The organism is Photobacterium leiognathi (assembly GCF_030685535.1).
GTDB classification, from domain to species: domain Bacteria; phylum Pseudomonadota; class Gammaproteobacteria; order Enterobacterales; family Vibrionaceae; genus Photobacterium; species Photobacterium leiognathi.
This window is the reverse complement of the sequence record NZ_CP131601.1, coordinates 3,238,241-3,251,823: the sequence shown is the minus strand read 5'-3', so window position 1 is coordinate 3,251,823 and position 13,583 is coordinate 3,238,241. Positions and strand designations below refer to the sequence as shown.

12 protein-coding genes and 2 pseudogenes are annotated in these 13,583 nt (G+C 43.4%); 11 read left to right on the top strand and 3 right to left on the bottom strand.

The window, feature by feature from the left end; translation table 11 throughout:
• Positions 1-5: 5 nt before the first annotated feature.
• The 8 genes and pseudogenes from atpA (at position 6) to Q7674_RS21715 (ending at position 8,680) form a co-directional block, all read left to right on the top strand.
• Positions 6-1,547, top strand: coding sequence for a F0F1 ATP synthase subunit alpha (atpA, locus tag Q7674_RS21750; RefSeq protein ID WP_305423352.1), 1,542 nt, complete (start codon positions 6-8; stop codon positions 1,545-1,547).
• Between the two features lie 44 nt (positions 1,548-1,591).
• Positions 1,592-2,458 (top strand): F0F1 ATP synthase subunit gamma, encoded by an 867-nt coding sequence (gene atpG / locus Q7674_RS21745; protein ID WP_305423350.1) that lies wholly within the window; start codon positions 1,592-1,594, stop codon positions 2,456-2,458.
• A 32-nt stretch (positions 2,459-2,490) separates the two neighbouring features.
• Positions 2,491-3,897: a F0F1 ATP synthase subunit beta gene (gene atpD / locus Q7674_RS21740; RefSeq protein ID WP_008988331.1), complete on the top strand. Its 1,407-nt coding sequence runs from the start codon at positions 2,491-2,493 to the stop codon at positions 3,895-3,897.
• Positions 3,898-3,914: 17 nt separating this feature from the next.
• Complete coding sequence (locus Q7674_RS21735) at positions 3,915-4,337, top strand: F0F1 ATP synthase subunit epsilon (protein ID WP_008988332.1); 423 nt, start codon at positions 3,915-3,917, stop codon at positions 4,335-4,337.
• Between the two features lie 248 nt (positions 4,338-4,585).
• Entirely contained in the window at positions 4,586-5,944 is a 1,359-nt protein-coding gene (gene glmU, locus Q7674_RS21730; protein WP_023933999.1) for a bifunctional UDP-N-acetylglucosamine diphosphorylase/glucosamine-1-phosphate N-acetyltransferase GlmU, read from the top strand.
• Between the two features lie 81 nt (positions 5,945-6,025).
• Positions 6,026-6,907 (top strand): annotated as a pseudogene (gene ccoG / locus Q7674_RS21725) (cytochrome c oxidase accessory protein CcoG); the annotation flags it as partial.
• 110 nt (positions 6,908-7,017) lie between these two features.
• Entirely contained in the window at positions 7,018-8,004 is a 987-nt protein-coding gene (locus tag Q7674_RS21720) for a serine/threonine protein kinase (RefSeq protein ID WP_045064201.1), read from the top strand.
• Between the two features lie 73 nt (positions 8,005-8,077).
• Entirely contained in the window at positions 8,078-8,680 is a 603-nt protein-coding gene (locus tag Q7674_RS21715; RefSeq protein WP_045064199.1) for a thiol:disulfide interchange protein DsbA/DsbL, read from the top strand.
• A gap of 67 nt (positions 8,681-8,747) precedes the next feature.
• Here the strand turns inward: Q7674_RS21715 and Q7674_RS21710 are convergent.
• Positions 8,748-9,377 (bottom strand): annotated as a pseudogene (locus Q7674_RS21710) (magnesium chelatase subunit ChlI family protein); the annotation flags it as partial.
• Positions 9,378-9,869: 492 nt separating this feature from the next.
• On the opposite strand from Q7674_RS21710, the gene Q7674_RS21705 reads away from it, so the two are divergent.
• From Q7674_RS21705 to Q7674_RS21695, 3 genes are read left to right on the top strand one after another with little or no spacing between them, the layout of a single operon-like run.
• Positions 9,870-10,739: an LAPAL motif-containing putative phage structural protein gene (locus Q7674_RS21705; RefSeq protein ID WP_045064195.1), complete on the top strand. Its 870-nt coding sequence runs from the start codon at positions 9,870-9,872 to the stop codon at positions 10,737-10,739.
• A 4-nt stretch (positions 10,740-10,743) separates the two neighbouring features.
• Positions 10,744-11,022 (top strand): hypothetical protein, encoded by a 279-nt coding sequence (locus Q7674_RS21700; RefSeq protein WP_045064193.1) that lies wholly within the window; start codon positions 10,744-10,746, stop codon positions 11,020-11,022.
• Positions 11,015-11,416, top strand: a complete 402-nt coding sequence (locus Q7674_RS21695) for a hypothetical protein (protein ID WP_045064191.1) — start codon at positions 11,015-11,017, stop codon at positions 11,414-11,416. The genes Q7674_RS21700 and Q7674_RS21695 overlap by 8 nt, the downstream gene beginning before the upstream one ends.
• A 264-nt stretch (positions 11,417-11,680) precedes the next feature.
• Here Q7674_RS21695 and Q7674_RS21690 read toward each other — a convergent pair whose 3' ends face one another.
• Positions 11,681-13,048, bottom strand: coding sequence for a site-specific integrase (locus Q7674_RS21690; protein ID WP_045064190.1), 1,368 nt, complete (start codon positions 13,046-13,048; stop codon positions 11,681-11,683).
• Positions 13,048-13,578: a hypothetical protein gene (locus tag Q7674_RS21685; RefSeq protein WP_045064189.1), complete on the bottom strand. Its 531-nt coding sequence runs from the start codon at positions 13,576-13,578 to the stop codon at positions 13,048-13,050. The genes Q7674_RS21690 and Q7674_RS21685 overlap by 1 nt, the downstream gene beginning before the upstream one ends.
• Positions 13,579-13,583 lie beyond the last annotated feature (5 nt).

The following is a 13,583-nucleotide window of genomic DNA, read 5'->3' as shown; positions in this document are numbered from 1 at the left end:
GGAGCATGCAACTTAATTCCACGGAAATTAGCGCACTGATCAAGCAACGTATTGAAAACTTCAACGTTGTAAGTGAAGCGCGTAACGAAGGTACTATCGTTTCTGTAAGCGACGGTATTATTCGTATCCATGGCCTTGCTGACGTAATGCAAGGTGAAATGATTGAACTACCAGGCGGACTATACGCACTGGCACTTAACCTTGAGCGTGACTCGGTAGGTGCTGTTGTGATGGGCCCTTATGCTTCTCTACAGGAAGGCATGAAGGTAACCGGTACTGGTCGTATTCTTGAAGTACCTGTAGGTCCTGCGCTACTTGGTCGTGTTGTGAACACACTAGGTCAGCCAATCGACGGTAAAGGTCCAATTGAAACAGAGACATTCTCTCCTGTTGAAGTAATTGCACCGGGTGTAATCGATCGTAAATCTGTTGATCAACCAGTACAAACTGGTTACAAAGCAGTTGACTCAATGATCCCTATCGGCCGTGCTCAGCGTGAGCTGATCATCGGTGACCGTCAAACCAGTAAAACTGCGATGGCAATCGATGCCATCATCAACCAGAAAAACTCTGGTATCTACTCTGTGTATGTGGCTATTACCAGTAAAGCTTCAACTATCGCTAACGTAGTTCGTAAGCTTGAAGAGCACGGCGCACTGGAAAACACCATCGTTGTTGTAGCATCAGCATCTGAAGCTGCGGCACTGCAATACCTAGCACCATACTCTGGTTGTGCGATGGGTGAATACTTCCGTGACCGCGGCGAAGATGCACTGATTGTATACGATGACCTGTCTAAGCAGGCTGTTGCTTACCGTCAAATCTCACTATTGCTTAAGCGTCCACCAGGTCGTGAAGCATTCCCTGGTGATGTTTTCTACCTTCACTCACGTCTTCTAGAGCGTGCTTCTCGTGTAAGCGAGCACTACGTTGAGAAATTCACTAACGGTGAAGTGAAAGGTCAAACAGGATCGCTAACGGCACTACCGATCATCGAAACCCAAGCGGGTGACGTATCGGCATTCGTACCGACTAACGTTATCTCTATCACCGATGGTCAGATCTTCCTACAAACAGAACTGTTCAACGCCGGTATTCGTCCAGCGGTTGACCCAGGTATCTCTGTATCTCGTGTAGGTGGTGCTGCCCAAACCAAGATCATCAAGAAACTGTCTGGTGGTATCCGTACCGCACTTGCACAGTACCGTGAACTAGCGGCATTCGCACAGTTCTCGTCTGACCTTGATGACGCAACTAAGAAACAGCTAGATCATGGTCAGAAAGTAACTGAACTGATGAAGCAAAAACAATACGCGCCAATGTCTGTATTTGAGCAAGCGGTTGTTATCTTTGCAGCTGAAAAAGGCTACTTGAATGATGTTGAGCTAACTAAGCTTGCTGATTTCGAAGCAGCGTTACTTTCTTACGCGAAAGGTCAGTTTGCTGAGCTAGTTGCTCAGATCGATGAAACGGGTGCTTGGAACGACGAAATCGCTGCGCAGTTCGCGAAACTGCTAGAAGATTTCAAAGCGACCCAGACTTGGTAATTGGTTGGTGATCGCTTGCGATCACCTTCTAACGGAGAGTAACGATGGATGGCGCAAAAGAGATTCGTAACAAGATCGGTAGTGTTAAAAACACGCAAAAGATCACTAAAGCGATGGAAATGGTGGCTGCTTCTAAAATGCGTAAAACGCAAGAAGCGATGGAGTCATCACGTCCGTACGCACAAACTATGCGCAAAGTGATCGGTCATATCGCCCTTGGTAGCCTTGAGTATAAGCATCCTTATCTCGAAGAGCGTGAAGCCAAGCGCGTTGGTTACATCATTGTTTCAACTGACCGCGGTCTATGTGGTGGCTTGAACATTAACTTGTTCAAAAAAGCGATCACTGACATTAAGACATGGTCAGACAAAGGTGCAGAAGTTGATTTAGCGTTAATTGGCGCAAAAGCAACGGCATTCTTTAATAGCTACGGCGGTAACGTGTCAGCACAAGTATCAGGTCTTGGTGATTCACCAAGCGTTGATGAGCTGATTGGTACTGTTGGCGTCATGCTGAAGAAATATGATGAAGGCCAATTGGATCGCCTGTATGTAGTTTACAACAAGTTTGTAAACACCATGGTACAGGAACCAGTGATTGATCAATTGTTGCCTTTGCCTAAGTCAGAAGACGAAGAAATGCAGCGCAACCATTCTTGGGACTACATTTATGAGCCCGAGCCGAAAGCCCTACTTGATACCCTGTTGGTTCGCTATGCCGAATCACAAGTGTACCAAGGTGTGGTTGAGAACCTTGCCAGTGAGCAAGCGGCACGAATGGTAGCGATGAAAGCTGCAACAGATAATGCAGGTAATCTGATTGATGAACTGCAACTTGTGTACAACAAAGCTCGTCAGGCTGCGATCACACAAGAACTGTCAGAAATCGTTTCTGGCGCATCTGCTGTATAAGGCAAAGAATTAATAAGTTTAGAGGATTAACGATGGCTACAGGTAAGATCGTACAGATCATCGGTGCGGTAGTCGACGTAGAGTTTCCACAGGACTCTGTACCACAGGTATACGATGCCCTTCACGTTGATGCAAAAGAGAACGGTACGCTAGTACTTGAAGTTCAGCAGCAACTTGGTGGTGGTGTTGTTCGTGGTATCGCAATGGGTACTTCTGATGGCTTACGTCGTGGTTTGTCTGTTGAAAACACAGGCCGCCCTATTGAAGTACCAGTTGGTAACGCGACGCTAGGACGTATCATGAACGTACTAGGTCAACCAATTGATGAGTGTGGTGAGATCGGTGAGCAAGAGCGTTACGCTATTCACCGCGCAGCACCTAGCTACGAAGAACAATCAAACGTAACTGAACTACTAGAAACAGGCGTTAAGGTTATCGACCTTATCTGTCCATTCGCTAAGGGTGGTAAGATCGGTCTGTTTGGTGGTGCAGGTGTTGGTAAGACCGTTAACATGATGGAACTTATCAACAACATCGCCCTAAAACACTCAGGTTTATCTGTGTTTGCAGGTGTTGGTGAGCGTACTCGTGAAGGTAACGATTTCTACTACGAGATGCAGGAAGCAGGTGTTGTTAACATCGAAAATCCTGAAGAGTCTAAAGTAGCAATGGTTTACGGCCAGATGAACGAGCCACCAGGTAACCGTCTACGTGTTGCTCTGACAGGCCTTACAATGGCTGAGCGCTTCCGTGATGAAGGTCGTGACGTACTGTTATTTATCGATAACATCTACCGTTACACCCTTGCAGGTACAGAAGTATCAGCACTGCTAGGTCGTATGCCATCTGCTGTAGGTTACCAGCCTACACTTGCAGAAGAGATGGGTGTACTTCAGGAGCGTATCACGTCAACGAAGACTGGTTCTATCACGTCTGTTCAGGCGGTATACGTACCTGCCGATGACTTGACTGACCCATCACCAGCAACGACGTTCGCGCACCTTGACGCAACAGTTGTACTTTCTCGTCAAATTGCATCGCTAGGTCTATACCCTGCTATCGACCCATTGGATTCTACTTCTCGTATGCTAGATCCACTGGTTGTTGGTCAAGAGCACTACGACATTGCGCGTGGCGTTCAGAGCCTACTTCAGCGTTACAAAGAGCTAAAAGACATCATTGCAATCCTAGGTATGGACGAGCTTTCTGAAGAAGATAAGCAAGCTGTATCTCGTGCACGTAAGATTGAACGTTTCTTAACTCAGCCTTACCACGTTGCAGAAGTCTTCACTGGTGACCCAGGTATCTACGTATCGCTAAAAGATACGCTACGTAGCTTCAAGGGCCTACTAGCGGGTGAGTACGACGATATCCCAGAGCAGGCATTTATGTACTGTGGTGCGATTGAAGACGTATTAGAAAACGCGAAGAAGCTGTAAGCTAATTAGGAGGCGACATGGCAGCGATAACTTTCCATCTGGAAGTAGTCAGTGCTGAGAAACGTCTGTTCTCTGGTCGTGCTGAAAATATTCAGGTAACGGGTAGCGAAGGTGAACTGGGTATTCACGCAGGTCACACCCCACTACTGACTGCTATCACTCCGGGTATGGTACGTATTACCAAGCAAGGTGGTGAGGAAGATGTGATTTATCTTTCTGGCGGTATGCTTGAAGTTCAGCCTGCTGCAGTGACGGTATTAGCCGATACTGCTATTCGTGGTGTCGATCTGGATGCCGCGAAAGCAGAAGAAGCGAAACGTCAAGCTGAGGAGCGAATCCACAATCAGCATGGCGATATTGACTTCGCGCAGGCAGCGAGTGATCTGGCGAAAGCCATTGCTCAGCTACGCGTTATTGAGTTAACAAAACGCGCACGCTAGTCTGACGCTAAAGAAAGTAAAAAAGCGACCATTGTGGTCGCTTTTTTTATATTTGCTCTATTGTTACCTATACGCTCGCCGCTAGCGAGAAACCGTACCTGCTTATTTTCTTTTTATTAATGAACTAAATTGCGACGAGAGCATGTTATTTGTCGGTGAGAAATAAGCGCTAGCACTTAAAACTGTTCTAAGTAGGCGGTACAATAGAGAAAGATTATGAATTTATGCATCAAGAGGGATATCCCATCATGAGCTTTAGTGCTGTGATTTTAGCTGCGGGTAAAGGTACCCGCATGTATTCTAATTTGCCTAAAGTGCTTCACACTTTGGCAGGTAAGCCGATGGTTAAGCATGTGATTGACACATGTAATGATCTTGGTGCGCAAACTATTAACTTAGTTTACGGTCATGGTGGTGACAAGATGCAGCAAGTGTTAGCACAAGAAAGTGTTAACTGGGTGCTGCAAGCAGAGCAATTAGGTACTGGTCATGCTGTTAATCAAGCAGTACCTAACCTTGCAGATGATGAGAAAGCATTAATTCTTTATGGTGATGTGCCACTTATTAGCGCACAAACACTTGAAAACTTACTTGATGCACAACCTGACGGCGGTATTGCGCTGCTAACGGTTGTGCTTGATGATCCAACAGGTTACGGTCGTATTGTTCGTCGTAACGGTCCTGTTGTTGCTATCGTTGAGCAAAAAGATGCAACTGAAGAGCAGAAGCTGATCAAAGAAATCAACACTGGTGTTATGGTTGCTAACGGTGGCGACTTGAAGCGCTGGTTATCTGCACTTAAAAATGACAATGCGCAAGGTGAATACTACCTAACGGACATCATAGAAATTGCCCACAATGAAGGTCGTGCCGTTGAAGCGGTACATCCTGTGGCTGCGATTGAAGTTGAAGGTGTGAATAACCGCGTACAGCTTGCGCGTTTAGAGCGTGCTTTCCAAGCAATGCAGGCTGAGCGCCTACTTGAGCAAGGTGTGATGCTACGCGATCCTGCGCGTTTTGATTTACGTGGTGAGCTGCAATGCGGTACTGACGTTGAAATTGATGTAAACGTGGTGATTGAAGGCAGTGTTAGCATTGGTGATAACGTGGTTATCGGTGCTGGCTGTGTACTAAAAGATTGTGAAATTGACGACAATACTGTGATCAGCCCGTACTCTGTGATTGAAGGTGCAACGGTTGGTGAGTCTTGTACTGTAGGTCCATTTGCGCGACTACGTCCAGGCACAGAGTTACAAACACAAGCGCATGTAGGTAACTTTGTTGAAATGAAGCAGGCACGTTTAGGCGAAGGCTCAAAAGCGGGTCACTTAACTTACTTAGGCGATGCTGAAATTGGTGCTAACGTAAATATCGGTGCAGGTACTATTACTTGTAACTACGATGGCGCAAACAAGTTTAAAACTGAAATTGGTGATGATGTGTTTGTTGGCTCTGACACACAGCTTATTGCACCAGTGAAAGTTGCCAGTGGTGCAACCATCGGTGCTGGCGCAACAATTAATCGTAATATTGGCGAAGGTGAGTTAGTGATCACTCGTGCACCAGCTCGTACAATTCAAGGCTGGAAGCGACCAACAAAGAAATAATCATTTTTATTTTAATTCTAAAAGCAGGCTCTATTTGACCTGCTTTTTTATTATCCAAAAAAACACCAGCTTCAACATTGATTTCTTTTAATCAAAACCCTACTTGTAGAGTTCTTCACTTGGCAATCATCGACTTGGATAACCTTCTGGGTACTTTTTTTCACCATTTGTACTTACGTTAATGCAGATAGGATGCGATCTATTGTCTGTATCCACATGTGTCCTTATGCTCGGTTCCAATCCACTATGTTTGATAAAGACAGCTACATTGTCGGCTATGACACTCGACGCGGTGAAAAACGCGGCCCTCGCTCTCGTAAAACGACCCCTGCCGAGCAAGGGCTTGGTGACTGTATTGACTGCAACCTTTGTGTCCAAGTGTGCCCAACAGACATTGATATTCGAGAAGGAATGCAATACGAGTGCATTAACTGTGGTGCCTGTGTTGATGCCTGCGATCAAACCATGGATAAAATGGGCTATGAAAAGGGGTTGATCAGCTATACCACAGAGCACCAATTAGCAGGGCAGAAAACCGAAGTCTTACGACCAAAATTAATCGGATATGGCTCGGTTCTGGTAGCTATGATTGGGCTATTTTTCGTATTACTTAATACTATTCAGCCAATGGGTTTGGATGTGATCCGCGATCGCACCCAGCTGTTTAAAGAAAACGACCAAGGCTTAATTGAAAATACCTATACCCTGAAGATCATCAATAAGTTCCAACAAGACACCACCTTTACCCTAACTGCGGAAGGGATTGATGATATTCAATGGTATGGTCCGCAAGTGATCACCGTTGATGTCGGTAATATTGTGAGCTTGCCGATCAGTTTAGGGGTCGACCCTTACGATCTAAAAGAGCCGATCATAAACATTCGCTTTGTACTCTCAACTGGGCAAGGAGATGAGCAACATTCGTTAAGCACAGAAAGTCGATTTATTGGTAAGCTTCGCTAAACTAATGACTAAACATACTATTTGGAAGGGTCAGGTAATGACCCTTTTGATTTCGCAATACAGAGATTAAGGTACACTAGCGGCTTACTCTCTGTCTTTAGGGCTGCTCCATGGAAAAAAACGATTTTTGTTTTTCAGATCTCACTCCCGAGTTACTACTTGATGCATTAGATGGTATTGAGGTTCGCGCGGAATCTGGATTACTTGCACTTAACAGCTATGAAAATAGGGTTTACCAATTTAAAGCGGAAGATGGGGCGCGTTACGTCACCAAATTCTATCGCTCTGGACGTTGGAGCGATGAGCAAATTGCCGAAGAGCATCAATTTACCCAAGAGTTAGTGGAAGCCGACATTCCTGTAGCTGCACCAATTGCGATCAATGGACAAACGCTACATAACTTCAATGGTCACCGTTTTGCACTATTTCCAAGTGTCGGTGGACGCCAATTTGAAGTTGATAATTTCGATCAGCTTGAGTGGGTAGGTCGCTATTTAGGTCGCATTCACCAAGTCGGGCAACGCCAAGCGTTCCAACATCGTCCAACCATGGGATTGGAAGAGTACGTTTATCAGCCACGTCAATTATTGGCGAATAGCCCGTTTATTCCCGATCACCTAAAAGCCACATTCTTCGCTGATCTTGATACGTTAATTAGTGTTCTTGAGCAATATTGGTCAACGGATTGGCAAGCTATTCGTCTTCATGGTGATTGTCATCCGGGAAATATTCTCTGGCGTGATGGGCCAATGTTTGTCGATCTTGACGATGCCCGTAATGGTCCGGCGATCCAAGATCTATGGATGCTACTTAACGGTGAGCGTGCCGATCAATTAGCCCAGCTTGATACCTTATTGGAAGCGTATGGTGAATTTGCAGAGTTTGATCAGCGCCAATTGCAACTAATTGAGCCTTTACGCGGTCTTAGAATGGTGCATTATATGGCATGGTTAGCAAAACGCTGGCAAGATCCTGCGTTTCCACGTGCATTCCCATGGTTTGCTGATGCAAAATATTGGGAAGGGCAAGTACTTGCATTTAAAGAACAAATTGCATCACTGAATGAAGCACCATTGCAACTTATGCCTCAGTGGTAATAACAACAATCATTAATATAAAAACTCAGGTTATATCTATAGCCATGACAAGGACAATCAGGGAGTCATACCAATGTTCAAGAAGTTACTTACGTTAGCCAGCGCTGCATTACTGTCGTTTTCTGTACATGCTGCAAAATTCACAGAAGGCGATTACTACCAAGTTCTCGATCAACCTAAGTCTGAAACCCCTATTGTGACCGAGTTCTTCTCATTGTACTGCCCACACTGTTACCAATTTGAGCCAATGATCAAGCAGCTAAAAACAAAGCTACCTGAAAATGCTAAGCTACAAAAAATGCATGTGTCTTTCATGGGTGGCCCAATGGGCAAAGTGATGAGCAAAGCGTTCGCAACGTCTGTGGTACTGGGTGTACAAGATAAAATGGTGCCAGTGTTCTTTAACCGCATTCACACACTAAACAAACCACCACGCAATGAAGAAGAAGTGCGCCAAATCTTCATCGATGAAGGTGTTCCTGCTGCTGAGTTTGATGGCGCATTCAACAGCTTTGCCGTTAACTCTATGGTAAGCCGTTTTGATAAAGCCTTTGAAGATGCAGGTCTAACAGGCGTGCCTGCTGTGATAGTCAACAATAAATACCTAGTGAAAACAGGTAAGATCAAATCTGCTGACGAGTACTTTGAGCTAGTTAACTACTTACTGAAAAAGTAATCGCACAACCTCTATATTACAAAAAGGGCCGAATGGCCCTTTTTTCTTACCTTATAACCACGTCTAGCTACACCACTTGGCTATTGATCTGCTTTAAGAGTCTATCCATCGAACGATACCCCAATGCTTCAGCAAGGTGCCCTCGACCAATACTAGTTTCACCAGCTAAATCCGCTATTGTGCGTGCCACTTTAATAATCCGATGATACGCCCGAATAGATAGTCCTAGCTGATGCAGTGCGTTTTCTAAAAAAGCCGCATCTGCTTGCTGTAATGGACAATGTTGATCGAGCTCTCGGGTTGATAGCAGCGCATTCACTTTGCCACTTCTCGCTAACATTCGCACTCTTGCCTGATCGACCCGAGACTTAATCACAGCAGTCGTATCGCCCCGATCACCACCTTCGGTCAATGTGCCACGAGGCAAGGCTGGGATCTCAATCGACATATCAAACCTATCAAGTAATGGTCCACTCAAACGGCTTAAATAGCGCAATATCGCTTGAGGATTGGTACGTGTTTGATTGCCATCGTAATAACCAGACGGGCTAGGATTTAAGGCACCAATCAGCTGAAAGCGGGCAGGAAAGGTCGTTTTACTGCTGGCGCGAGAAATTACAATGTGCCCAGACTCAAGCGGCTCCCGTAATGAATCGAGCACTTTGCGCTCAAACTCAGGCATTTTCCTAATATCGAGTTTGAATAATAAATATTGTCAATTCGAGACTTTGAATATTATTAGTGTAGTTCGATTTAGTGGAGCGTATTGCTTTAGATACTAGTGGAACGGTAGGCCATTCATTTTTCTATTTAGCCGGAAAACTCGCTATATTATCCGTTCAATCGGACTTCTTTATCTAGCCCCTCCTCATGAATGAATATTCTCTTAATCGTTTGGTGCAACTACTAATTCAGATAGATAGCAAAACTACCAGCTAAAACAATTAGCTCCCATTCCTTGTTAGAGACGAAAGCTTTCTCCAACTCTTGAAAGGGAAAGAATGAAGCCAAAAGTGTGCTCAACGATGGAAATTGCTCGAACCGATACCATCTGTGCGTTCTTTATAGCTTTTACAATCATAAATCGAGAAGTAAACGAGCTTTTTTCTATTGTAAGTGTCTAAAATATTATACAAAAAAGGAGGTTCTGTTTATTATAACAAGAAAAATTAATGACAAAGGTTAAGTTATGGCACCTAGTAGTAATGAGCCAAGTAAACAAGTATTCAAACTGTCGTATGATATGGAAGAAACAGCTAACCATACAATTGATGCTGAGACTCTTGGACATTCGATCTTAAGTTTGTCGAATGCGATAAAAAGCTCCAATAGGCTTATTAATGGTGAGCAGTCTGATCTTCAAGTGAAGGTTCGAGCACATCAAGAAGGTTCGTTTATGGTTGAATTTGTAACATGGCTAAACACTGGTGGAGCCGACGTGTTGCAAATTTTAGGTATATCAACTGCAGTTGGTGTAGGTTGTGCTAATACTGTTTTGGGGGCAATGGAAGCGTTAAAGGGTCGAAAAATCGTTGGTAGTTTGAAACGTGACGGCAAGGTGATTCTTAAAACCAAAGATGGCGAAGAGCATGAACTTGAACCGAATATTGCTAAAATACTGTTAAATAAAGATGTTCGCAAGGATATAGAAACAGTATTCACAACACCAATTGAGAACAAGGACGATGCAAAGCTAATCATCAAAAATGAAAATGATGATGAGGTAATAGTTGTAGTTAGTGAAGATGCAGCAGCTTTCAGAAAGCTACCTCAGAAAACTCTTGAGCAAGTGGAAGAAGAAACAAATCAGATGACAATTCACTTTTCTCAGGTAAACTTCGAGTCAGCTACAGGTTGGAAGTTTAAATTACCGAATGGTGAGATTGAATCAGTTCGTATGAATCATGAAGCCTTTATCAGCCGAATTAATCAAGGCTATGAAGAGTTTTCAAAAACTAAGCCTTGTTTAGTGATGATGAAAACAGTTAAGACAACAAAACCTGATGGTTCTGTGAATACACGTTACACTATTGAAGAAGTGATTCGTCAGCTAGGTTAATACTATGAATTTAGAGCACGACACAATTATGAGCTTATTTCTGACGGTAGGGATTTTCATGTCTCTTCCGTGGATTGCTCGTATCTGTCGTTTACTGGGTCGTGCTATAGCTCTTTATCTTGTTCCCGCCACCACTATAAAGCTTAAAGTTGAAGGAGATAACTACCATTCAACGACAAGAATTATAAAGCTTGATAATACAGATGAAATAGCTGATGTGATTCTGAAGGCTACTGGACACATAGAAAAGCATTCCGTTTTGAAGGTCAATAAAAATGGCTGAGCAGCCTAAGAACAACTCAAGCAAAGCCTTATCGCCTGGTCTGTCTATTGGTGGCGCTTCAACTGCAATTATTGCTATGTATAACGCTTGGGGGAATCCTGAGAATGCAGCACTTGTTTCTACTGCTGTGCCTGCTTTAATTGGTGCGCTTTTTTGGTTATTGGAATATGCCTTTACCGCAATTGGAGTCAGACCTCTTGAAGAGCTTAAAGTGATTCGTCGATTTGATGGTGATATTAAGAAATTAGAGAAAAGTATTGCTGCAGCGAAAAAGGCGGGGTATTCACAAGAAGATATAGATGTTTTGAAGAAGCAACATACCAAACTCATAGTTGCTCGCAGTGAAATAAGCTCAAATCCGCACCTTATAAAATCTGAACAAGCCTCTTCTTAATTTCCCTTCCTAGAAATCTCAGTTGAGTCGATTCAAAACTAAAACCTCTAGATGACTCACTTAAGAATCACTTTCAGAGCTTAAGTCTAACGCGTATCTGTCCAACAACAAGCTGGTCATTTTGACTATCTCGTTGTATACAATAAGATAGTTATTAGAATGTTCTTTACACTTACTTTTCTTAATACTACCAGCCTAAATAAGCAAATTGCCTAACAGTTTTTTATCCAAAGACGTGTTACATGACCGCTTGAGGATGAACTTTTACTGTGACGAAGGAACAATGCTTTTATCTATATCAGATTGAAAAGCTCCCAATAGTTTCTTCATTTCACCGAGTGCTGCGGTAGGCGTTAACTCCTTCCTTGCTATCTGCTCTTCTAACAACTCAATCTGACGCTTTGCTAGGTCAACACTCGACTTTAGAGATACTGCATTATAAACCTCTGCGTAGCCGTGAATATCTGCAAATGCGAGGTCAATATAAGTATCTAAAGAGCTAAGATTTGTATGGCCTGTCCACTGTTGAAGCTGCATTTTAAACGTTTGCGTGTGAAGTAAGTGCTTTCGGAAATCGTCCTTATCATTCACTTCTTTAGTGGCAAGAATAAGCTCTTTGAGCTTATCTGTTATAAATGCGTGTCTCCATAAGTGCGGGTGTAACTCTCCCTCGATACCAAGCTCTTTTTTCCATGAGTTCATGTACGTTGTCCATGAATCTGCGGATAAGCGTAAGCCTGTTTTTAAACTGACAAATAGATAATCATGTTGGGCTTTTTTCTTCCTCACGACTTTCTTACGAACTTTAATGTAATCCGCTATCACAGATAACAAAAGGTGTGGGACAGGTATCTTTCGAGTGGTGTTATCATCTTTACGTTTCAAAGTGGTAAGAGTGAGCATACCTGTGCGTCTAGCTTCCTCGTAATCGGTCATTTTAATCAAATGAAGCTCGGACACTCGACCACCTAACTGCTCCATTGCAGTATATAACGCCATATCCCTTCTGCGCTTATCTTTATTTTTCTGGGTCTTTATAAGCTCCCAAACACGCAAGGCATCATCTTCTGAAACAGGGTGACGTTTCTTTATCTCGTCTTTAGTTGGTACAGCAGAATGCGTAATTTTAGTGCCTTCAATGAACCCTTTATAGCCTTCCTGTTTGCGCTTGTAATGTTTTTCAAGTATCTGAATTGAGTTACCTTTATCTTTGCCAATGAAAGCACTCAAATCATGAAACTCTTGGATAAACTGCAAAAAATCCAAACAGGTATGCGCAATCTTTATAACGGAGTTATTCTTGCGCTTCAGTTCGCCAAGTGGTGTTCTCTCCGCCTGTAGTGATTGAACGAAAAGAGTGAATGTTGCGTCAGTAAGTTGACTAAACCGACTCAATAGTGGCTGTTTTTCAATAAAATGAACCAAGTGGATGATATCGTGGGCATACCCTCGAATGGTGTCACTTTTTAAGTTTCTCACAATCAAACTATGGATGTAGGCATTGGCTTCATAGCAAGGAGTATGATTACTGTAGGTTACGAAAGGAATATCCAGTGGCTTACGAAAGACAAGCTTCCCATCAAACCCAAGATGACTCCATTGCTCAAAGTTTTTAAGCTTACGAACCGCCATCATAGCTCTCCATTCAAAGTGAAGTTCATCTGCGCTTCAATCTTCCGATTGTGCTCTCGATAAAGCTCCTGTCGTTCTTCTACTGTTCCTTCATGATTCGCTAGTTGCTTTAATCTAGAACGCAACTCTGAAACCATAACGGTCAGTAACGAATTGCTGCGCTGCGCTGCATCTAGCTCTGATTCAAGCTCAGCGACTTTGTGCTTTAAACCCACGACAGTTTGCTTGTTTCCTTTAGAAGCTTTCTCATTGTGATGTACAGCCTCTACCGCCAGTTTTGCATTAATACGAAGCTCATCTAATGATAAGAAGCCTCTTTCCAGAAGTGCTTCTGAGATGCTTTTGACCGTGTTTAATGAGCATGATGTGATATTACGCTCTTGATTCTGATATTTAGCGATACCAGATTGTGATTTAAGAGCCTTAATCAACTCTTCATCATCTTTAAACTCAGCGGGAGATGTGATTATTTCCCTCAACAGCTTTTCTATTTCAAGTATTTTCGTTTGGTTTTTCTCTAAAACTTTCATTGTCC

Bases quoted from the DNA above. Each gene is read 5' to 3' on its own strand.
- Q7674_RS21715 (WP_045064199.1), top strand. From the start codon at position 8,078: ATGTTCAAGAAGTTACTTACGTTAGCCAGCGCTGCATTACTGTCGTTT.
- Q7674_RS21700 (WP_045064193.1), top strand. From the start codon at position 10,744: ATGAATTTAGAGCACGACACAATTATGAGCTTATTTCTGACGGTAGGG.
- atpA (WP_305423352.1), top strand. From the start codon at position 6: ATGCAACTTAATTCCACGGAAATTAGCGCACTGATCAAGCAACGTATT.
- atpD (WP_008988331.1), top strand. From the start codon at position 2,491: ATGGCTACAGGTAAGATCGTACAGATCATCGGTGCGGTAGTCGACGTA.
- Q7674_RS21720 (WP_045064201.1), top strand. From the start codon at position 7,018: ATGGAAAAAAACGATTTTTGTTTTTCAGATCTCACTCCCGAGTTACTA.
- Q7674_RS21705 (WP_045064195.1), top strand. From the start codon at position 9,870: ATGGCACCTAGTAGTAATGAGCCAAGTAAACAAGTATTCAAACTGTCG.
- Q7674_RS21690 (WP_045064190.1), bottom strand. From the start codon at position 13,048: ATGGCGGTTCGTAAGCTTAAAAACTTTGAGCAATGGAGTCATCTTGGG.
- Q7674_RS21735 (WP_008988332.1), top strand. From the start codon at position 3,915: ATGGCAGCGATAACTTTCCATCTGGAAGTAGTCAGTGCTGAGAAACGT.
- atpG (WP_305423350.1), top strand. From the start codon at position 1,592: ATGGATGGCGCAAAAGAGATTCGTAACAAGATCGGTAGTGTTAAAAAC.
- Q7674_RS21685 (WP_045064189.1), bottom strand. From the start codon at position 13,578: ATGAAAGTTTTAGAGAAAAACCAAACGAAAATACTTGAAATAGAAAAG.
- glmU (WP_023933999.1), top strand. From the start codon at position 4,586: ATGAGCTTTAGTGCTGTGATTTTAGCTGCGGGTAAAGGTACCCGCATG.
- Q7674_RS21695 (WP_045064191.1), top strand. From the start codon at position 11,015: ATGGCTGAGCAGCCTAAGAACAACTCAAGCAAAGCCTTATCGCCTGGT.